Source organism: Brevundimonas sp. Leaf363 (assembly GCF_001424025.1).
Lineage (GTDB): Bacteria > Pseudomonadota > Alphaproteobacteria > Caulobacterales > Caulobacteraceae > Brevundimonas.
Genome location: NZ_LMPZ01000002.1, coordinates 914334 through 934651, shown reverse-complemented (window position 1 = coordinate 934651; position 20318 = coordinate 914334). Strand labels below are relative to the sequence as shown.

Here is a 20318-nt window from a genome sequence, read left to right as displayed (position 1 = left end):
TCGATGCCCACATCGCGGTCGCAGGCCAAGCTCTACGAGGAGCTGGCGGATCGCTATGGCCGAAGGGTGGCTGACGCCTTCCTGCGAGCCCTCCAGGCCCTCCGGTCGTTAGCTGAGGTTCAGCGGGTCACGGCAGCGGTTGAGGCGGGCGACATCGAGGCGGCGCTGGATGCGCTCCACATCGACCCTGAGGCTTTCAACGAGGTCGCCAGCGAACTTCGTGCGGCGCATGAGGAAGGCGGGCGCACCGCCGCTGAGAACATGCCGCGCCGCCGCCCGGACGGGACCGCGCTGGTCATCCGCTTCGATGGCCGCAACCTTGAAGCTGAGGCTTGGCTCTCACAGCACTCCTCGGACCTGATCACACGGCTGACGCAGGAGCAGCGCCAGGTCGTTCGGACCAGCCTGTCGGAGGCCATGCAGCGGGGCGTGAACCCGCGTCAGGCCGCGCTGGATATCGTCGGTCGGGTCAATCGGGTCACGGGTAGGCGCGAAGGGGGCGTCCTCGGGCTCACGATGGCGCAGGAGGCCTATGTCAGGGCGGCGCGGGATCAACTCGCTTCCAGCGACCCGGCAGCCCTCAGGGCCTATCTGACGCGCGGGCGCAGGGACAAGCGGTTCGACCGATCGGTGACAAAGGCGATCTGGGAGGGATCGGTCGTCGATCCAGCCATCGCAGCGAAGGCGCTGAAGGCCTATGAAGTCCGCCTGCTGAAGCTGCGGGGCGAGACCATCGGCCGGGTCGAGGCCATGACCGCCCTCCAACTTTCAAAGTACGAGGCCTATCGCCAGGCCATCGCTTCCGGGAAGGTCGCTGAGAACACCGTCACGAAGGTCTGGCGGTCGGCAGGCGACAGCCGGGTCCGCCACACACACCGCGGCCTGAACAGGGAGAGCGTGCCGTTCTCCGGAGCCTTCACTAGCCCCTCTGGCGCCCGCCTCCGGTTTCCGATGGATACGGCCCTCGGCGCTGGGCCTGAGGAGACGGTGAATTGCCGCTGTGACGCGGAATACCGGATCGACTTCTTCGTCAACCTGAGGTGATCAGATGGCCGGCGCCTTTTCCGCGAAGATCCGGGGGTGGGCGATCGAAACCAAGGAGCGGATGCACGCCGTCCGAGCCGACGCGGTCCAGGAACTGGTGGGGATCATGCAGACGCCAGGGCCAAGCGTGGCAAACCCGGCGGGAGGCTTCGGAGGCGCGTTGCCTGTCGACACCGGCTTCCTCCGCGCGTCTCTGACGGCGAGCCCCGGCTACGATCTACCCCCCGCACTGCCCAATCCCAACCCCGAGGGTGCGTTCAGCTACGACGCGGCAGAGATCAATCTCACCATCCAGGGCGCTGAGTTCGAGACGCCGCTGACCATCGCGTACGGCGCCGTCTACGCCCGCAAGATGGAAGAGAAATACGCCTTCGTTCGGCTCGCGACGCAGCGGTGGCCGCAACTGATCGAGGCATCGGCCGCACGAGCGGAGAGCACCGTCAAAGCCCGCGCTTAGGGGAAAGCTATGTCCGACCCCGCCGTGGTGGCCAAGCTCCTGCTGGCCCGATGCGAAAGCCTGTCGGTCGGTTCGCCGGCTATGCCTGTCGCGATGCCAGACGTGAGCTTCACGCCTCCGGTGGACGGCAAGGGCAAGCCGAAACCCTACCTCAGGGTCTCGCTGTTTCCCAATGCGCCTTTCTGGGCCGCCTTGGCGGTCGGTCGGGTCGATCAGGGCCTACTGCAGGTCACGGTCGTCTGGCCCAAGCTCAAGGGCAACATCAAGCCGATCGCGGCTGCTGGCCAGGTCATCGCTCACTTTCCGAAGGGCCTTGTCCTTTCCGAAGGCGCCACCCGCGTGAAGATCAGCGGCGATGCCTGGCACGGTGCGCCGGTCCCCGACGACACCGAAACCCTGATCGCTGTCACCATTCCTTGGCGCGCCGCTTAAGCGCCTGGTCCGCCCTGTTGCCGAGATGGGCGCCGGTCCTTCCACACCCATAGGAGCTCCACATGGCGCTGCCCCTCTCCGATGGTATCGGCACGAAGATTTTCATCGGGCCGGTCACGTCGTCCTACGATCCGTCCACGATGACGGCGCTGACCTACGTCGAGATCAAGGAATGCGAAGCCATTCCCGACTTCGGCGACAGCGCCGCCACGACCACCTTCAACTCCCTTAGCGATGGCCGTGTGCGCAAGCGCAAGGGTGTGCGCGACGCCGGCGACCTCGCGGTCACCTTCGCCAACATTCCGGATGATCCTGGTCAGGTGGCGATGATCGCGGCCGAGAAGACCAAGTTCCGCTACGCCATCAAGATCCAAGCCGACGACGGTGGCGACGCGAACGACACGGACAGCGCCTTTTACTTCGCCGGCCTGGTCAACTCGAACAAGATCAATGTCGGCCAGTCCAACTCGGTCAACAAACGGACGTTCTCCATCCTGATCGACACGGCCATCCACGAAGTGGCTGCGACTGCCGTCCCCTGATCCTCCGCCCCAACTTTAACGCCAGGGTCGCGCCCGGCGTCCTTTTCCCAAGGACTTAATCATGGATCTTCTCAGTCTCGACGTGACAGACCAGGCGAACGCCGGCGTCGCGATGCACTTGCACGGGCCGGATGGCGTGCCGCTCTTCAAGGTGGATGGCGAAACCCCGGTGACGATTACGCTGCTGGGCCAGGACAGCGACAAGCTGACCCGCATTATGAACGCTCGCGGCAACCGGCACATGCGTGCCAGGGGGCCGGTCACGATGACTGTCGAGCAAGGCCAGAAGGCGGATATCGACTATCTGGTGGCGGCGTCTGTCGGCTGGGACGGCATTGGCCTTGGGGAAGACGAGACGGCCTTCTCGGATGACGCCGCGCGGACCCTCTACGGCCATGCCTGGGTGCGCGACCAAGCCCGAGCGTTCATCTTCGACCGCGCCCGTTTTACGAAGGCCTCTGCGGAGAGCTAACAGCTTTCGCGGGGGCTGTTCAGCGCGGCGATCGAGCACTGCCCGCCTTCCCCGAGGACCTAGCCTTCGTCTGGGAGTGCTTTAGTCGCCTGTCCGAGACCCGCACCACGCAGGTGATCGTCGGCGTGAACGGTGGCGTCCCTATCCCGGCGCCCATCTCGTTTTTTGAGATTGAAGCCTTCAGACGCACCACCCTCTCTGACTTGTCTGCCGCAGACGTCGCGCTGATCCGGCGCCTCGACCAGCAGTTCATCCGCATCGCTTCCGGCGTCCCAGACCCAAGCGAACAGAAGGCCTCCCTTGTTCAGATGCTGCGCGAGCGCGCCGCAGCCGACCGGGCGAAGCGATAGAGGTGCGATCGCATGACCGACATCGCCCGACTTGCCGTTGTTGTCGAAAGCCAGCAGGCCGAGCTCGCTGAGGACCGCCTGGACGGACTGTCGGCATCGGCGGACCGGGCCGAGGCGAGCGTCGACGGCCTAGCGGCTGCTGCACGCGGCACCTCAGGTCCGCTTCAGGCCATGAACGCCGGCATCATGCAGCAGCAGCGGGCGCTCGCCTCGGTGCAACGCGGCATGGGCCTCACGGCCCAGGAGGGCCTGAACTTCAGCCGCCAGATGTCCGACGTGTTCGTCCAGGCCGCGATGGGCACCAACCCGCTGATGATCGCAATCATGCAGGGGCCTCAGCTCTTCGACATCTTCCAGACTGCGGCAATCCGGGCCGGTACCGGCATCCGCGCCGCGATGATCGCCACCGGCGCGGTCGTTTGGACCGCCCTTGCCCCGCTCCTGCCCATTATCGCCGCCCTTGCTGCAGGCGCTGCGGTCGTTGCCGGCGCTTGGGGCCTGGCGACGCGATCCCTCTCTTCGGACATCGGTGACGTGACGGACGGCATGGGGCTCACGCGGGAGCAGATGGAGCGCCTCAAGGAAGAGGGCGTGTCCTCGACCGCCACGGCCGGCGACGCTTTCAAGGCCCTGGGGACCACGATCAAAGAGATGTTTGTCGAAACCTTCGGCGAGCAATTGGACTGGGTCGGAGAGCGCTGGAACGAGTTTCTGGACCTGGCCGGCAAGGTCGCGATCAACGCCGCTGGCGCCATCGGTGCAGCATTCATCGGCACCTACAACGTCATTCGGAACAACTGGCGCGCCATACCGGCAGTCCTCGGCGATGCCGCGATCTCGGCAGCCAACATCACCATTCGTGCGGTGGAAGGCATGGTCAACGCCGGCATCGCCGGCATCAATCGTCTGATTGCCGGAGCCAAGGGACTTGCCGCCGTGAACCCGGCGTTCAGCCTGGCCGGCTCGATCGGCTACGTCGACGAGGTGCGCTTCTCAGGCATCGGCAACCCATTCGCCGGCGCCGCGGCTAACCTCATCGGGCGGGCGGGCAGCGAGTACATCACCGCCTTTGACCAAACGCTGGCGGGCCTGACTGCGGCCTATGAGAGATGGATGGCCAACACCGAAGCAACCGCTCGGGCTCGGAACCGGGCTGCTGCCGGCGATGCGCGCGCAACCCGCGGCGGTCGCGACAGGCCCGACGCGCTGGCGACCCAGCGCCTTACGGATTTCGACGTGCCCAACCTGCGGCCGCTCGATTACCGACTGCCGGAACTCATCGACCCGCTCAAGCTGCTGGCTGACGAGATGAGGCTGATCAACGGCCTGGCAGACGACATGGCGCGGGGTCTTTCGTCGGCTTTCGGCGAGCCCGGCCGAGCGCTTGGCGACCTCCTGACCACGATGACCAGCTATGAGGCTCGCCTCGCTGACATTGACCTCGCACAGAAGGAGCACCGGCTCTCTTCGGTCCAGGCTGACCGCGAGCGCGCCCAGGCGCAGATGCAAAACTACGGCGACATGGCCGCTGCGGCTCGGGGCTTCTTCGAGGAAGGTTCGGACGGCTACCGCGTCTTGCTGGCCATCGAGCAGGTATATCGCGCGCAGCAGTTGGCTGGGATGCTGATGGCTATGACGACTGGCCAGACAGAGACCGCCTCTGCTGTTGCCGGATCGTTGGCGCGCGGGGCTTCCTACATGGTTGAGGGCGCGGCCAAGATGTTCGCAGCTCTCGGCCCGTTCGCCTTTCCATTAGTCGCTGCGATGGTCGCGGTGCTGGCCAGTCTGGGCCTGCGGGGGAGCAGCGGCGGCGGGTCCGCCTCTTACGCCAGCAACGACAACATGCCAGGCGGATCGGCCACGACGGGCATCCGAACGGCGTCGCAGGGCTATCAAGCCCAACAGGAAGCCGCCCGTCGTCGCGAGCCCGTCGAGGTCATGGTCACGGCCGACCGCGATGGCTTGAACGCCTACGTGATGAGAACAGCCAGTGACGTTGCCACGCCAATGTCGGCCGCCGCCTATGAGGGCAGCGTTACCGTCTCGCGCAGCACGGTCCCGGTTGATCAGAGCCGCCGCGCTGCCCGCACATTGAAGACGGGCCGCCGCGCGTGACGCTGGTCCTGCCGACAGTGTTCGAAGGCGTCTCCATCGAGCCGACGCTGATCACCGCCCGGAATGCCTTGGTCCCTGCTTTCGGCGGTCCCGAGCAACGCCGTAACCGGATGGGCTCGCGCTACCAGCTGAAGGTCAAGTTGGAGCCGATGGAGATCGACGACGCCTACGAGTGGGCGGACATCGATGACGAGGCCGAGACCTGCATCTTCGCCATCCCTCAACCCGGTCTCGACACGGGCACGCCCGGCCTGCCCAGAGTTCGGGGCGGCGGCCAGGCAGGCGCCAATATCGTCATGGACGGCGTGACGCCGAGCTATGCCGTCCGCAAGAACCAGTGGCTGACGATCATCACAGCGGGTCAGCGCTACTGCTACCGCGCCCGGTCGGACGCCATCGCAAGCCCGACAGGCGTGCTGGCCCTGCCGCTGCGGACCATGCTCCGCGTTCCTCCGGCGGACAACGACGCCGTCCTGCTGGGACAGCCCGAAATGGAGGGGTTCTGCACGCCTGACGAGGGCTGCTGGGCCATCGACGGCAATCACCTGATCGCGCCGGGCTTCACGATCAAAGAGCGCGAGTGATGGACGCGGACCTGATCGCCGAACTGGCGTCCAAGGCGCCCTTCACGGTCATCCTAGTCACCATCAAGCTCGACGGCTCGACGACGATCCGCTGGACGGATGGCGGCTTCGTCAGATGGGGCGGCGAGGTCTACCGGGCGCTGACGGCTTGGGGGACGGTCTCAGAGGTCGGTGAAATCTCGGACGGCGTGGACGCCGAGGTGACGAGCTGCACCCTCTCGCTCATGCCGTCGTCAGACGACGCGTTCGCAGACCTCGTCGCACCAGAGGTCCAGGGCGCCGAGGTGCTTATCCATTTTGGGGCGGTCGACTTCGAAACCGGCCGCCTCGTCGGGGAGCCCGATCTGCTGCTCCGGGCCGAGCTGGATGAGCCCCGGCTATCAGGCACCGGCGGCGAGTTGTCCTACGACCTGATCACCGAAGAGGCGAGGATGCTCGAGGCAAATGATGAGCGCCGCCTGACCAACTCCTTCCACCAATCAGTCTGGCCGGGTGAGCTCGGTCTGTCGCATGTGGATGGGCTGACCAAGAAAATCTACTGGCGCACCACGGCGCCAAACAACGCCATCTCATGACCCCGATGAGGAAGCGGGCTCTAGCAGCCCAAGCTTGCATCGATCGCTTCCGGGGGCGCGCTTACGAGCCGGGCAAAGCCGACTGCGTCCAATTGGCCAAGCACTGCCTGCACCACCTCGGCCGCCGGGTGGGGCAAGGCAAGCTCCCGGCCTACTCGACGGAGATCGGGGGTCTGAAGGCGCTCAAGCGGTTGGGCTTCAACTCGCTTGTCGAGGCGCTCGACGGTGTCGGCCTACAGCGGATTGCGCCTGCCATGACCCTACCCGGCGACCTGATGGCGCTCCCAACTGAGCATCCTCTGGGCGCCCTCGCGGTGGCGGTCGGCAATGGCCGGGTGATCGGCTTCCTCGAAGGCGAGAAGGGCGCGGTGATCATGCAGCCCCACGCCTTTGTCGCTGCCTGGAGGACGCTCTGATGGGAAAGGCGCTGGCCACGGTTGGAACGGCCATCGTCATCGGCGGTCTGGCCCTGGCGACTGCCGGCGCCTCTCTGATCCCGACTCTCGCCGGCGGCGGTCTGACGGGGGCCTTCGGGACTGCGGCCTTCGGCATCACGGCGGGCCAGTATGTCACGGCCGGCCTCGCGCTGAACCTTGTCGGATCGACGATGTCGGGCATGGCGACCGGCCAGGGTCGCCAGCCCACGGACTGGGTCGCCAGCAACGACACCCCGCTCCCCTTCCCCGCCGGCCGCGTCGGCATGGCCGGCAAGATCAACTACCGCGTCGCGTACGGCCCGAATAACCAGTACCAGTCCATCGTCGCGACCCTGGCGCGCTCTGGCCCGATCCAAGGCATCGTCAGCACGGCGTTCAACGACGTCGTCACCACCTTCGGGTCGGACGAGAAGGCAACCAACGGGCCGCACAGCGGCTGGATGTGGCTTCAGACGACCCTCGGCACCCAGCCCGAGACGGCGCTCACCTCTCCTAGCGGCCTGACCAGCGGGGCCACGATCCCGGACTGGACATCCGCCTACAAGATGAGCGGCGCGGCGGCCTACATGCTGACGCTGTCGGAGAACTCCAAGCTCAGCGAGTTCGAGGGCAACGAAGAGAAGCCGCTCATCATCCTAGACGGTCTCCGAGGGTGGGATCCCCGGATAGATAGCACCTGGCCGGGTGGTGCCGGCACATGCCGGCTCAACAACCCGGCGACCTGGGTTCTGATGAGCAACGGTGCGATCTACGGCCTCAACTGGTCGATTGGTCGATGGGAGGGCGACAGCGGCGGCGGCCTGTACGGCGTGCCCTATCAGTCCTCCCTCGTGGGCGGCATCGGGTCCAGCCTGGACGGGATCGATGTCGGGGCCTTCGTCTATGCCGCGAACGTCGCGGACGCGAACGGCTGGAAGATGGCCGGCGTCCCCGACTCTTCGATGGACGAGAGCACGGTGCTCGACCAGGCGCTGCAGGCCGCCGGGGCGTATCGGTCCCGGGTCGCAGGCAAGATCAGCTGCGTCTCGCGAGGCGCCGAACAAGCGAGCCTGCTGACGATCACGCCGGCCGATACGGCTGGCGAGGTTGAGCTCTCGCTGGGGCCGTCGCGTCTAGACCGAAAGAACTCAGGGACCGCCTACTTCCTCTCGGGCGCGCATACCTGGGGCGATCTCACACCGATCGATCCCATCGGCAACGCCGCCTGGGTGACGCAGGATCGGGGATCCGAGCGTCCCACGCGAGGCGACTATCCCTACGTCCCCGATAAGAACCAAGCCGCCCAGCTGATCTATTACGACTTGGCCGACCGTCGCGAGCGCCTGTCCGGAACTGTCCCCCTGAAGGCTTATATGCGCCGGATCAAGCCCGGCGACTGCTTCACCTTCGACGCTCCGGGCTTCCAGCTCGACGGGGTCAAGGCGAAGTGCCTGCAGCGCAACTTTGACCCGATGACCGCGGTCGTCCGGATCACGTTCCGCGAAGAAACGGACGCCAAGCACGACGCCGCGATGGCGCAGGTGGGGGTGACAAGCCCTGTGCCGGGATCGACGGCCCCGCCCTCGGCCTTCATCAACGCGCCTGCCATCTACACGCCCACGGTGTCGAGCGGCACAGTCACCCTGACGGTGCGCGCGCCGTCCGACCTGTCGTTCGACTACATCGAGGTCCGCCGGTCGGTGAACTCGACGACCATGCCGGGGACGAACCTGGTCCCGCCGATCATGGGCGCCCCAAGCCAGACCTTCACGGTGACCGACACGCCGGGGTCGGGGGTGATCCGGTATTGGGCGCGGGCCGTCTCTGACACGGGGGCGCAATCGGCCTGGGTGCAGACGGGGGTGACCGTATGAGCCCGAAGGTGGTTGTGAACGGCGGCGCGAGCCGGATGGCGGACGGGTCGGTCGTGCCGATCCTTCAGCAGGACGACCCGGGCCCCAAGGGCGACACCGGCGCGTCAGGCTGGACCCCGATGTTCCGGGGTGTGCAGGACAGCGCGCGCACGCTGATCGAGCTCTACGACTGGTCGGGCGGCGCGGGTGCGAAACCCGCGACCGGCTACCTGACGGCCTCGGGCTCGCTGGCCTCGGCCAAGGCGGACGGCTTCAACTTCAACGCCATCAAGCGGGTGATGGAGCTGCAGGCCGTCACGAACGCGCAAGGCGTCGCGACCTTCAGTTTCAACGCGACGCCGGCCTTCGCCAATCCACCCATCGTCATCCCGACCGGCAACGCGCCTGTGACTGGCGGTCCGGTGTCGGTGGAAGAGGTCGCCGGGTCTCGCACCGCAACCGGCGTGAAGATCCAGGCCAAGCAGGCGGCGCTCGTCACCGGCGTTCTGTCGCTGCTGGTCGGGGCGACCGTCCGCATCACCGTCATCGAAGTCTGACGACCCCCTCAATCTGAACTGGAGGCCCGATGATCCCTGGCATCGGTACGGGCACGCTCGACCTCACGGCTCTGCGCTGGGAGGGTTTCGTGGCGACCATCGCTTTCGAAGACCTGGACTTCACCGGCGCCGCGCTGGTGATGCAGGTGCGGCCCTACCGCGACGCGCCTTCGGCTGTGCTGACGCTGCAGAACAGTGTCGCGCCGGCGCAAGGTCTGTCGGTCAGCGTGGCGACAGTGGCGGGCCGGGTCACGTCCACGGTGACGATCCGCATCAACGAGCGGACCCTAGAAGACCTGCTGCCCTTCCCCGACTCCGGGGTGAAGGTCGGCCAGTCCGTCGCGCTCTGCTGGGACATGCACGTCACGAAGGCGCCCGCCTATCCGAAGCACCGTTGGCTACAGGGCAGCTTCATCATCGAGCCCGGCGCGACGCAGAACATCATCCCCTCAAACACCTTCACGTCGGGCCTGACCCTCGGTGCCTTCCAGAACGCCATCGCCGCGCTGCAGGCCAGTTCGCCTTCCGGCAAGGTCACGGTCGCGATCCTGGGCGACAGCTATGCCGAGCAAACGAAGATCTGGGACGCCTTCCGCCAGCTGTACGCCGACGACGGTCTCACCATCGCGGGCGACGGCTGGATTAACGTCAGGGGCATCACAGAGCCGACCGGCGTCACCGTCACCCGCCCCGGCTTCACCCTCTGGGACGCCTCGGACAACACGGCCGCGACCTATAAGGCCGGCATCGATGGCCATTACATCGTGCGATCCGGCACCGGCGGATCGTTCAAGGTCGAGGGCACGATCGCCACGCGCCTGAAGCTGTTCTACGACCGTGGGCAGACGGGCAAGTTCCAGTGGCGGGTCGATGGCGGCGCCTGGACGACCGTTACCCCGACCGGCTCCCCCGGCACCACGTTCGTGGACATCGGCCCCCTCCCCCTGGCAGCCCACACCCTGGAGGTCGACACCTCGGTCAGCACCGGCGGCAACGTCGTCCTGCTGGGGGTCTACTCGACCCGTGACGGCCCCGGCATCGAGTTCCTGAAGGCCGGCAACTCGAGCCTGCAGGCCAGCGACCTGATCAAGTATGCGGACCCCGCCGGCGACTGCATGTCGCTGCTGGCGCCCAAGCTGATCATCATCATCCTGGGCACGAACGATTACCAGCGGCCCGACTCCCCGCCCTCGACCTTCGCATCGGAGATCGCGACGTTCGTCGGCACGCTGCGCAACCTCAACTCGGGCGCCAGCTACTTGTTCATCCTGCCGCCTGACACCAACGGCACCCCGGTCAATCCGCTCAGCGCCTACGACACGGCGATGGACACGACCGTCGCGTCCATCGGGATCGAGAAGTTCAGCTGGCTCCGGCTCTGGGACACCTGGGCCGTCGAAAACGACGCCGGCAACTTCACCGACTTCGAGCACCCGAATGCGAAGGGCGCGCTCGACGGCATCGGCAAGCTGAAAACCTATCTGCTGGATGCTCGCTAATGGCTGACGCTGTCGTTTCCGTCGTCAACGGCCAGATCGTCGTCCGCATTGACGGCGCGAGCGTGGTCGCGGCGATCTACGCTCAATCCTTGGAGACGAAAGCCCAGATCGACGCGATCTACGCGCTGATTGGCCAGGTGCTCGAGGTCTCCAACTCTTACGGCGGGTCGTTCGTCCAGACGGCCGGCGGCCAGATGCTGGACATGATACGCCCAGGCGAGAAGCCCGCGCACGTCCAGCGCGCCGAGATGCAGGCCAAGCTGGCCAAGATGTCGTCGGGTCTGCCGATCTTCGCCAACCGCCGCGCGCTGCGGAAGTGGCGGGCGCAGAAGGGCAAGCTGGAACGGCGTCTGGACGCGGGGACCGGCTCCGTCGTCAAGCTGAAGCTGGGCGTGGGCGGCGACAGCTGGGGTGACAACCTGGCCATCCCACAGGCGCTCGGGAACAAGCTGTACGACGAGTTCGGCAAGGGCGGCGAAGGCTGGCTAAGCGTCAACGCGACGACCGACAGCCCACCCTTGAACGGCGTGACCTTCGCCAAGTCGGGCGCATGGTCCACCTTCGACCTGTCGGCCGACCAGCCGCCGGCCGGCCTGTGCGGCATCGATGGTCATAGCCTTTCCGCTTCGGCCACCGCGAGCGTGACCTGGGCCAACTGCATCGCGACCGAGTTCCGCGTCTATTATGAGAAGACCGGCACCTTCACCTGGCAGGTCGACGGCGGCGCGGTGAACACCGTGGCGACGGACGGGTCCGGCGGCCTCGGCATCCTGACCATCACCGCAGGCCTGACCGAGACGGCGCATACCCTGTCGCTGGCCTGGTCCGCCGGGACGATCAAGATCCTTGGCGTGTACGCCACGATCACCGCCAAGTCGGGCGCCGAGCTCATCAAGTTCGGAAACTCCGGCCTGACGGGTTACGACTGGACCGTCCTGACGACGACCGCGAAGAACGCCATGACCGCCATCGCAGCGGACATCGGTCTGGATGCGGCCATGCTGATCATCTCGACCAACGACTATCGCGGCCTGCCCACGACGCTCGTCTGGTCGCCGCCATCGAAGACCATCGAGGGGCTGAAGGCGATCCGGTCTTGTCTGGCCGTGCCGCCGATCATCGTGGCGCCGGCGCAATCCAACGCCTTGGCCTACCAGCCGCAGGACACCTATCGCGACGCGATGTGGGCCTACACGCAGGCCGAAGACCTGCCCTTCTACAACGCGCACGACGACTTCCCCGTCTGGTCTGTCGGCAACGCCGAGGGGCGCTGGAAGGACGATTTGCACTTCAACAGCGAAGGCGGCTCCGACTTCGCCGCTGCGGTTGGCGCGAACCTGCTCGACCTCGTCCCCTGATCTGAGGCGCCCCCATGATCAAAGCCAAAGACCCCTTTGCAGGGATTGATTCCGCGTGGGGCGTGACGCCGCGCCCGGAGCTGTGTCTCGAACTGGTCGGGGCCTTCGATCTGTCGCAGGGACTGGAGCGCGCCGTAATCAACCACGCGGGCGGCGCGCCGGCGCGGGTGATCGGTGTGCCGGTCCCGCAGGCCAACGCTCTGCGGTTCAGCGGCGGCGCGTGCCTCGAGACGGAGATCTTCGACACCGAAGAGGTCTGCATCGTCAGCGTCTCGCGAATGGTGGCCGAGCCGGTCAACGGCGCCATCGTCGCCGGCACCTACCTGAACAACACCTCGCCCGGGACGTCGGTCTATTACACGTCGGGCAAATCGCTGCGGGTCAGCGCGGACACGGCCGGCGGCCTGCTCAGTTCCAGCCGCGTCCTGACGACCAGCTATTCCGAATGGTGGATCAACCTCTTCTCGGCGATCTACGAGCCTGCGCCGGCTGACCGTACGGTGATCAACCAGCGCGGATATGGCGCGGCTCCAGGCGTGCTCGCGCCGAACCTGGCCAATGGCCCCGGCGTTCGCCGACCAGCAGCCCGCAAGTTCCGCATCGGTGACGACTACTCCGCCACCTTCCGCGACGCCGTCGACATCGCCGCCGTCTTCTTCGTGAAGGGCCTGGGCGAATACGAAACGCCCTCCATCGCCCTCAAGGACGCCTTCGCCGCCGATGTCGCGGCCTGGTGCGTCCGCCGCAGCATCACCCTGGGATGATCCGATGAGCGTCAAGACCTTCGTCGCCCAGCGACTGCTGCCCCTGCTCGCTCGACTGGATCTGCTGGAAGCCGGATCGAGCGCGGCCAACGCCGCCCTGTTCCTGGCCTCGTCCACGACCAGCAACGCCATCGGCACGGGCCAGAAGACCTTTACGACGCAATCGGGCAAGGCGTTCGTCGCTGGCCAGTTCGTGCAGGTGTCGGATCAGGCGAACCCGGCCAACTACATGCTGGGGCAGGTCTCCAGCTATTCGGGCACGTCGCTGGTCGTCGATGTGGTGTCGGTCGGGGGCTCCGGTACGAAGACTGCCTGGAACATCGCACTGTCCGGCCCCGGCGGGGCGACGGGTGGGATCAGCGGCGGCACGCTGACCGGCGACCTGGGCGACGCGCCTGAGGTCACGGTCGCCTCGGCCGCCACGACCAACATCGGCGCGGCCAACAGCAACAAGGTCGTGGTGTCGGGCAACGTCACCATCACGGCGTTCGACAGCGTGGCTAACCGCCGCAAGCTGCTGCGCTTCACCGGCACGCCCCTTCTGACCCACGGCGCCAACCTGATCCTGCCCGGCGCGGCGGACATGCAGATGGCGGCCGGCGACCTGGCGGAGTTCTCGTCTGACGGCTCGGGCGTCTGGCGGATGCGCAAGTATCAGTCGGTCAGCGAGAGCAACTATGGCCGGTCGCTGTTGAGCACGGCCGGCGCCGTCGCGGCCCGTGCGATCCTGGCCGCCCTGGGCCTGGCCGGCGAAGAGGCGACCGAAGTCGATGTCGCGAGCGCCGCGACCACGGACATCGGCGCGGCGGCCTCGAACAAGGTCCGCATCACCGGCACGACCACGATCACGTCGCTGGGGGCGGGCGCCAACCTGCGCAAGCGGGTGCGCTTCGCCTCGGCGCTGACGCTCACTCATAACGGCACATCCCTGATTCTGCCGGGCGGTGCGAACCTGCTGACGGCGGCGGGCGATATCGCCATCTTCGAATCCAACGCCTCGGGCAACTGGCGGCTGGTCAGCTGGACGCGGGCAGCGAGCCTCATGGCGGGCGGGGTGGGACCGTTCGCCAGTATCGGCGCAACGGTAGACCTGGGCTTGTACCCCTCGCACTTCGTGGTGATCGGAGGCTCGACCGCCACCATAGCTGCGCTGGGATCCTCGGCTTCGCTGGCCGAGCCGTTCTACTTCGCCCGGTTCAACTCCGGTCACACCCTGACCCACAATGCGACCAGCCTGATCCTGCCCGGCGGCAAGGATCTGACGCTCGAGGTCGGCGACTTCGCCCTCTTCGAGTATCTCGGCGGCGGCAACTGGCGGCTGAACCACCTGTTTCGTGCGAGTGGCTGGGCTGGAGCGGGCCGGACGGGCCAGATCGCATTCCCGGCCGCCCAACTGGCATCGACAGATCCGAATACCCTCGACGACTACGAAGAGGGCGCGTGGACGCCTTCCATCGTAACAGACGGCACGACCCCGACGGACGCCGTTTATGCGGCAGCGAACGCCGGAGGCTACATCAAGGTCGGCAAGCTTTGGATCTACTGGGGGCGCGTCGCTCTGACCAGCAAGGGCACCGGAGGGACGGGGAACGTGCGGATCGGCGGCCTGCCGGCAGCCTCGGCCGCTGACGCCGCCGTGACCGTCTCGCGCGCCACCGGACTGACGCTGACAGCCTCCAACATCCTGACGGCCACCGTTTCGTCCAACCAGTTCCGAATGGAGCAGAGCGGCGCCAGCGGTTACTCGAACCTGCCCTGGTCGAGCATCACCGACGGCTTCAATTTCGTCTTCGCCGGCGTCTTCGTGGGAGCCAACTGATGCAGTTGATCGAGCACGTCCTGGCCGCTGACGGCCTATTGTTCCTGAAGTGGGACACCGAGAACGGCCCGCACCGTGGGTCGCGCGAGCCGGGCCATGACCTGAGCGATTTGCCGCGAGAAGTCGCGGCAGAGATCGAGGCCGTCTGGACGCCGGAATTCATCGCGGCATGGCGCGCCGAGCACTATCCGGCGCCAACCTTTGAAGAGGCCAAGGCCGCCAAGAACGCGGCCGTCACTGCACGTCGTGAGGCGGTGTTCGCCGCCGGGTTCACACCCAGCACCGGGGCGTTGGCGGGGCACACGCTGCAGGTCCGCAACGAGACCGACAAGATCAACTGGCTGACGTCGCAGGCCTCTTACTCGGCGGCCGTCATGGGCGGCCACGGCGCCGTCATGGGCGCGACGTTCAGGACGGCAGACAACGAGACCGTGGTCGCGTCGTTCGCCGAAGGACTGCAGGTGATCGTGGTCGGCATGGCGACCTGGGGCCAGCAGATCATGGGGCGGTCCTGGGTGCTGAAAGACCAAATCGACGCCGCGCCCGATCGGGCTGCCCTCGACGCCATCGACATCAATGCCGGCTGGCCCGCGTAGCCGCTTCACTCTGCCTCTGCGGGTGGAGGTGCAGCAGCGGGAGGAACGGGGGCGCGGGACGGTCCGGCTGATCAGCCCCTTCGCCTATGACGTCGGGCATCTGGGCTCCGGCGAGACGATCGAAGTGCCGATCGGGTTCGAGACCGACTTCTGTTCCGTGCCTCGCTGGGCGCGCGGGTTCGTCTCGACGTTCGATCGGGGCGCCAAGGCGGCGGTGCTGCACGACTTCCTGTGGTCTCAGCCGAAGCCGCGGACCCGCGCCCGGCGCGAGATCGACCGCATCTATCGGGAGGCGATGGCGGTGCTGGATGTGCCGCCGCTGCGCCGCTGGATCATGTGGGCCGGCGTGCGTTGCCAGGCCCAGACGACCCGAGACGTCTGACCCGCCCATCTGAAGCCTTGGAGGGGCGGATGTACGACCCGCGTGACCTGTCCGCGTTCTGGGGCCTGTGCGGCGGCCTGATCGCGGGCGCCATCGGCATGCTGCCGGCCTATGCGTCCAAGGGGGCGACCGCCGAGGCGCGCACGAAGGCGTGGTTGAGCCTGGGTATCGGCGTGTTCGCCGGGCCGGTGGCGGCCGAGGCGCTGGCGTCTGCTGTCGCGGCGGCCGTGCCGGTGATGGCCAAGCCGGCCGTCGCCCTGGTCGCCGGCTATCTGGCCGCGAACGATCCGCGCGCCTTCTTCAACTTCCTGGGCCGGATCTTCAAGGCCGCCCTGAAAGCCGCGATCGACGAGAAGGAAAAGCCGTCATGAGCCATGGCGCATGGGTGACGCTGACCGGGTTGCTGTTCCTGGGTGCGGCAGGAGTGATGACCGTCGTGTTCCGCATCCTGGGGCCGACCTACCACACGCGGATCAGCGCGAGTTGGCTGCACCGGGGCGTCGTGTTCGCGATGGCCGCCTTCTTTGTGGTGCGCGGCGCGACCCTGATCTGGCCCGGGCGGCTGGTCCGCGTCGATCACATGAGTCCGCTGCTGCCGGCGGGCGCGCTGGTCGCGCTGGTCATGTCGCTGCTGATCCTGGACCTGGTGCAGCGGGAGCGGTCGCCGCCGCCGTGGAGCGTCATGGTGATGCGCTTGCTGGCCGTGCTGGGCCGCGACAAATGGATGGTGGAGGCGGGGATGCATCTGCCGCCGGCAGCCATGCTGGACCGGCCTGCGATGGAGACCCCGCCGGGGTGGAACCGATGGATCTTCGTCGGCGCCGCGGTCTTCGTGCTGATCGGCGTCGGCCTGACGGTGATGGTCAATGGCGGCGGTTGACGAACCGGATTCGCGCTTTAGCTTTCCCCCGTCCGGTTGAGACTGTCGTCGCGCACGACCTGCCGCCTATCGGCGCTTATACTAATCATATTCGTTTCGCTTGGGCCGGTCTCCCAAAAGGCCGCTGCTGCGGGTTCGTTGTCAAAGAACTTCATGGGGTCGAACGGCGATTTTTCGAGTAGATCCTGACCCGCCCCGTGTTCCGTGCGCAGCAGATTGAAGAGGTCTTCAGCTTTTGGGTTAACTCGTAACTCGGCTAAGGACAAAGCCAGTTCGATAAGGGCCCGAAGATCATCAGACAGGACACCTTTGGTGGCAGATATTTTGTAGCATGGTTTGAGGTGAAGCATATCTGTTTGCGAGTTTACGACTAAGGCTAAACGATCCTCTACCCACGGCTGGCGCAGCAGCTCACCCCCAGGCCCATAATGCGCAATAGCGTTGTCTCTGAGATCGCATATGACCTTATGCCTCTTCCGATCATTCTCGCTATACATTCGCCAGCCATCAAATGGGGGTCTCGAATGCGATACTGTCTTTGTCGCACCGACGTATAAGAGCAGCGCTTGATTAAAAAGGGCTCGACCCAGCAGGGCCGAATCCAGCGTTTGTCTGCCAGGGGTCTCCTTCGCCTGGTGCTCACCAAGGATACGCATTACCTCGCGAGCATGGGTCAGATCGCGTATAACTGATTTGATGCCAAGGTAGCCCCGTATCGCAGAAAGAAGCTTCGTTCGCGTTTTTCCCCGAGGAAGTGCATCGGCATAGTCGTGAAGATCGAAAGCTTTCGACGTCTTCAGCACGGTGGCGAATCCTTAAGCTCGATTGCGCGCTGTGAGGCATACACGCGCAGTCTCAGAGGCGTTGATCTTAGCCGCGATCCAACGATTCGGCCCGTTCGTTCCCGGGCGCATTCAAGGCTGGTATTATTCCAATGTGAAGCGCGGCGACATCCTGCTGTTGGCCCTCATGGTCCTGGCGACTGTGGCCAGCTTCGCGCTCGCCATCTGGTCGATCTTCCGCTGACCTAGGCCTCCGACTTCCGCGACGCGTGCAGCGCGATCCAGTGGTCGGCCAACGCCAAGAGGGCGGTTCGCCGCATCTCGTCCTGCTCCGGCACGGCCTCGGCAATCAGCTTGCGGGCTTCGTCCAGGCATTGTTCGACGGTTCTCGGCGTCATGGTCATGCGAGAGCAAGTCGCAAACGGCGGCGCAGGTTTCAGCTTCGCCGCGAGCTGCGCCGCAGATTTCCCATCACAAACTGGAGACTGACGATGGCCAAGTTCGCCTTGGGCGCTACCTCGCGTGGGCGCCTGTCGGGGGTGCATCCCCAGCTGGTCCGAGTGGTCGAACGAGCCATCGAAATCAGCCCCGTCGACTTCAAGGTCATCGAGGGCGTCCGCACCCCGGCGCGGCAGAAAGAGCTATACGCCCAAGGCCGCACGAAGCCGGGCCCGGTCGTCACCTGGACGGTAAACAGCAACCACTTCGTCAAGGCGGACGGGTTCGGCCACGCCGTCGATCTGCTGCCCTCGCCCTACGACTGGAAGGCGACCGGGCCGTTCGACCAGGTGTCGCGGGCGATGTTCGAGGCGGCCAAGCAGTTGGGCGTGAAGATCCGCTGGGGCGCTGACTGGGACCAGGATGGCAAGCCCCGGGAACGCGGTGAGAGCGACAGCCCGCACTTCGAGCTGGCGCATTGACCGCCCTCGCCCGCCTGCTGGCCCCGTACGCCCTAGCCGCCGTCATCGGCGCGCTTCTCTGGCACTGGACGCCCTTCATTGGGCCAGCCGCCTCCCACGCCCGCCAAGAGGCCCGCCACGACGTGGCGATTGCCGGCACCAACGAGTGGAAGCGCCACGCCCTTGGGTGGATGGCCTCCTACCGCGTGTCGGAGAGCCGCCGGGGCGAAGAGCGCCAGACCTCCCAGGCCGCCGCGACATCCCTGATCGAGCAATGCGCTGCTCGCGTCGCCGAAGCCCGCCAGTCCGCCCGCGTCATCGAACGCATCGTCACGAAGGAGCCGACCTATGATCCGTCCCGCTGCCCTGTGCGTGAGCTTGTCGATCCTCGGAGCGTGCGCGAAGCCCTCCAGCCTGCCGGTTGAGCCCATCGCCCAGCCCGCTCCGGTCGCGGCCGATCCACGCCTGTGCGCGCCGCTGGAGGCCGAGCCGCCCGTCGCCGGGACTATCGTGGTGCCTGTGACCGCCGAAGAGCGCGAGGCGACACGCGAGCATCTGACGTCCGATGCTGATGCGCGGTCCTGGGGGCGTCGTGGGTGGGAGAGGGCCTCCGTCGCAGGTCAGACGTGCGAGACGCCGCCCAGCGCCCCTCCCCGGCCGGGCTAGTTCATTAGGCCCCATTACCGTCCATTAGCGTCGAGCCTTAGCGGCTCCGCATTCAGGCCCGGTCGCCCTTCGCGGGGTGGCCGGGCTTTCGTCGTTTCAGGCCTTGCCTTTGGTGTCACCGCTGACTGCCACACCGTGCGTGAGGTCCATGCCAAGTTCTGTGGCCCGCTCTCGGGTCAACACCAACTGCTTGGTCGCGGGTGCCGTCTGACCCAGTAGCTGCTCCTGGTTCTCCGCGTACTCGATCCGGATCGCCAAGGCGTCGTTGTCGAGGGCGATCAGCTCATATCCAACGACGATCGCAAGATCGAGGCTGCCGTCTCTACGTGTCGTCCAGGTCATCCGCTTACGGTGCTCCGATCAAAAATCTCCAGCCTCCCGTCCGGCAGGGCCCGCTGCAGGCCCTTCGCCTCATCCCACGGCGCGCGCATCCAAACATCCCGCTCTTCCTCGGTCGTCAGGATCACCGGCATGGCCTTGGGGTGGATCGACGCCACCGGCTCCGACGGCTCCGTGGTGAGGAAGGCGAACAGGTCGCACGTCTCCAGACCGGTCTTCATCTTGCGGACGCAGGTGTGGCTTTGGACGTGGACGCCGGCGAAGAAGGCCAGCGGCTCCGGATCCGGATCACGCAGCCGGAACCAGATCGGCGTGTATTTGCCGGCGGCGTCGCGCCCCGGCTCGCTGAAGGCCGTGAAGGGGACCAGGCATCGGTTGGCCGGGGAAAGCCACGGCCGCCAGTGGCTGGACGCAGTGTTGCGTACGTTCGTCGTGCCGGCGTCGGGCTCCAGCTCAAGCATCTTGGGGAAGTCGACGTCCTTGCCCTTGGCGCGCGCCTTGTCGGCCCGCTTGGTCGCGGCATCGAAAATCGCCTTCTTGGACGACGGCAGGCCCCAGCGCGCCATAACGAGAACTCGCTCGCCGTTCGCATCGGCGCGGACGATGGGCGCGGCCTAATCCGGATAAATGTCGCGCGGCTCGAGGTTGCCGACCTCAGATGCAAAGGCCCGCGCCAGATCGAGGATCGAGGCCGGGCCTTTGCGGATGGTGTAGAGGTTGCNTAATCCGGATAAATGTCGCGCGGCTCGAGGTTGCCGACCTCAGATGCAAAGGCCCGCGCCAGATCGAGGATCGAGGCCGGGCCTTTGCGGATGGTGTAGAGGTTGCACATCCCCCGACGCTGGCATGGGCGGTTGCGCCATGTCTACGGCGGGAGTTGAGGCGCTAGTCGGCGGCGGCGGCGCCGGGCGTGACGGGCGTTAGTTCCTCGGCCTGG

At 66.3% G+C, this 20318-nt stretch carries 26 protein-coding genes; 22 read left to right on the top strand and 4 right to left on the bottom strand.

All coding sequences use genetic code 11. From position 1 onward, the window contains the following. Positions 1-3 precede the first annotated feature (3 nt). From ASG17_RS07585 to ASG17_RS07490, 20 genes are all read left to right on the top strand, one after another. The gene (locus tag ASG17_RS07585) at positions 4-1044 is read left to right on the top strand and encodes a hypothetical protein (RefSeq protein WP_056101317.1); all 1041 of its coding nucleotides are present in this window, start codon (positions 4-6) and stop codon (positions 1042-1044) included. A gap of 4 nt (positions 1045-1048) precedes the next feature. Continuing rightward, complete coding sequence (locus tag ASG17_RS07580) at positions 1049-1501, top strand: hypothetical protein (RefSeq protein ID WP_056101313.1); 453 nt, start codon at positions 1049-1051, stop codon at positions 1499-1501. A gap of 9 nt (positions 1502-1510) precedes the next feature. Next, positions 1511-1933 carry a phage tail terminator-like protein gene (locus ASG17_RS07575; RefSeq protein ID WP_056101311.1) on the top strand — a complete coding sequence of 141 codons (423 nt, stop codon included), beginning with the start codon at positions 1511-1513 and terminating at the stop codon, positions 1931-1933. A gap of 62 nt (positions 1934-1995) precedes the next feature. Then, positions 1996-2475 (top strand): hypothetical protein, encoded by a 480-nt coding sequence (locus tag ASG17_RS07570; protein WP_056101310.1) that lies wholly within the window; start codon positions 1996-1998, stop codon positions 2473-2475. A 61-nt stretch (positions 2476-2536) separates the two neighbouring features. Then, positions 2537-2947 (top strand): hypothetical protein, encoded by a 411-nt coding sequence (locus tag ASG17_RS07565; protein WP_056101308.1) that lies wholly within the window; start codon positions 2537-2539, stop codon positions 2945-2947. 113 nt (positions 2948-3060) lie between these two features. Beyond that, positions 3061-3297, top strand: coding sequence for a hypothetical protein (locus ASG17_RS07560; RefSeq protein ID WP_056101304.1), 237 nt, complete (start codon positions 3061-3063; stop codon positions 3295-3297). Between the two features lie 12 nt (positions 3298-3309). Beyond that, positions 3310-5412, top strand: coding sequence for a phage tail length tape measure family protein (locus ASG17_RS07555; protein ID WP_056101302.1), 2103 nt, complete (start codon positions 3310-3312; stop codon positions 5410-5412). Further along, a complete protein-coding gene (locus ASG17_RS07550; RefSeq protein ID WP_056101299.1) occupies positions 5409-5996 on the top strand; it encodes a hypothetical protein in 588 nt (195 codons plus the stop codon). The genes ASG17_RS07555 and ASG17_RS07550 overlap by 4 nt, the downstream gene beginning before the upstream one ends. Further along, complete coding sequence (locus ASG17_RS07545; RefSeq protein WP_056101296.1) at positions 5996-6571, top strand: DUF2163 domain-containing protein; 576 nt, start codon at positions 5996-5998, stop codon at positions 6569-6571. Before ASG17_RS07550 ends, ASG17_RS07545 begins: the two co-directional genes overlap by 1 nt. Positions 6572-6663: 92 nt before the next feature. Further along, positions 6664-6987 (top strand): hypothetical protein, encoded by a 324-nt coding sequence (locus ASG17_RS07540; RefSeq protein WP_200935040.1) that lies wholly within the window; start codon positions 6664-6666, stop codon positions 6985-6987. Then, positions 6987-8861: a hypothetical protein gene (locus ASG17_RS07535; RefSeq protein ID WP_056101290.1), complete on the top strand. Its 1875-nt coding sequence runs from the start codon at positions 6987-6989 to the stop codon at positions 8859-8861. Before ASG17_RS07540 ends, ASG17_RS07535 begins: the two co-directional genes overlap by 1 nt. Next, on the top strand, positions 8858-9397 hold the full coding sequence (locus ASG17_RS07530) for a hypothetical protein (RefSeq protein ID WP_056101287.1): 540 nt from the start codon (positions 8858-8860) through the stop codon (positions 9395-9397). Before ASG17_RS07535 ends, ASG17_RS07530 begins: the two co-directional genes overlap by 4 nt. A gap of 29 nt (positions 9398-9426) precedes the next feature. Beyond that, positions 9427-10896 (top strand): SGNH/GDSL hydrolase family protein, encoded by a 1470-nt coding sequence (locus ASG17_RS07525; protein WP_056101284.1) that lies wholly within the window; start codon positions 9427-9429, stop codon positions 10894-10896. Then, the gene (locus tag ASG17_RS07520) at positions 10896-12254 is read left to right on the top strand and encodes an SGNH/GDSL hydrolase family protein (protein WP_056101281.1); all 1359 of its coding nucleotides are present in this window, start codon (positions 10896-10898) and stop codon (positions 12252-12254) included. Before ASG17_RS07525 ends, ASG17_RS07520 begins: the two co-directional genes overlap by 1 nt. Before the next feature lie 14 nt (positions 12255-12268). Beyond that, entirely contained in the window at positions 12269-13018 is a 750-nt protein-coding gene (locus ASG17_RS07515; RefSeq protein ID WP_156367763.1) for a hypothetical protein, read from the top strand. 4 nt (positions 13019-13022) lie between these two features. Then, entirely contained in the window at positions 13023-14837 is a 1815-nt protein-coding gene (locus tag ASG17_RS07510) for a hypothetical protein (RefSeq protein ID WP_056101276.1), read from the top strand. Next, on the top strand, positions 14837-15433 hold the full coding sequence (locus ASG17_RS07505; protein WP_056101273.1) for a hypothetical protein: 597 nt from the start codon (positions 14837-14839) through the stop codon (positions 15431-15433). Before ASG17_RS07510 ends, ASG17_RS07505 begins: the two co-directional genes overlap by 1 nt. Then, positions 15414-15815, top strand: coding sequence for a DUF1353 domain-containing protein (locus ASG17_RS07500; RefSeq protein ID WP_056101270.1), 402 nt, complete (start codon positions 15414-15416; stop codon positions 15813-15815). The genes ASG17_RS07505 and ASG17_RS07500 overlap by 20 nt, the downstream gene beginning before the upstream one ends. 29 nt (positions 15816-15844) lie before the next feature. Then, complete coding sequence (locus tag ASG17_RS07495) at positions 15845-16186, top strand: hypothetical protein (RefSeq protein ID WP_056101266.1); 342 nt, start codon at positions 15845-15847, stop codon at positions 16184-16186. Further along, positions 16183-16695 (top strand): hypothetical protein, encoded by a 513-nt coding sequence (locus tag ASG17_RS07490; protein ID WP_056101263.1) that lies wholly within the window; start codon positions 16183-16185, stop codon positions 16693-16695. The genes ASG17_RS07495 and ASG17_RS07490 overlap by 4 nt, the downstream gene beginning before the upstream one ends. Positions 16696-16712: 17 nt before the next feature. Here the strand turns inward: ASG17_RS07490 and ASG17_RS15450 are convergent, their stop codons facing one another. Together ASG17_RS15450 and ASG17_RS15445 are read right to left on the bottom strand one after the other, a co-directional pair. Then, entirely contained in the window at positions 16713-17498 is a 786-nt protein-coding gene (locus ASG17_RS15450; protein WP_156367762.1) for a hypothetical protein, read from the bottom strand. Positions 17499-17722: 224 nt separating this feature from the next. Further along, positions 17723-17875 (bottom strand): hypothetical protein, encoded by a 153-nt coding sequence (locus tag ASG17_RS15445; RefSeq protein ID WP_156367761.1) that lies wholly within the window; start codon positions 17873-17875, stop codon positions 17723-17725. A 93-nt stretch (positions 17876-17968) separates the two neighbouring features. On the opposite strand from ASG17_RS15445, the gene ASG17_RS07485 reads away from it, so the two are divergent. Further along, complete coding sequence (locus ASG17_RS07485; RefSeq protein ID WP_056101260.1) at positions 17969-18397, top strand: M15 family metallopeptidase; 429 nt, start codon at positions 17969-17971, stop codon at positions 18395-18397. Next, the gene (locus tag ASG17_RS07480) at positions 18394-18801 is read left to right on the top strand and encodes a hypothetical protein (protein ID WP_056101257.1); all 408 of its coding nucleotides are present in this window, start codon (positions 18394-18396) and stop codon (positions 18799-18801) included. Before ASG17_RS07485 ends, ASG17_RS07480 begins: the two co-directional genes overlap by 4 nt. A 337-nt stretch (positions 18802-19138) precedes the next feature. Here ASG17_RS07480 and ASG17_RS07475 read toward each other — a convergent pair whose 3' ends face one another. Next, the gene (locus ASG17_RS07475; RefSeq protein ID WP_056101254.1) at positions 19139-19384 is read right to left on the bottom strand and encodes a hypothetical protein; all 246 of its coding nucleotides are present in this window, start codon (positions 19382-19384) and stop codon (positions 19139-19141) included. After that, on the bottom strand, positions 19381-19986 hold the full coding sequence (locus ASG17_RS07470; protein ID WP_369796696.1) for an SOS response-associated peptidase family protein: 606 nt from the start codon (positions 19984-19986) through the stop codon (positions 19381-19383). The genes ASG17_RS07475 and ASG17_RS07470 overlap by 4 nt, the downstream gene beginning before the upstream one ends. Between the last annotated feature and the right edge of the window lie 332 nt (positions 19987-20318).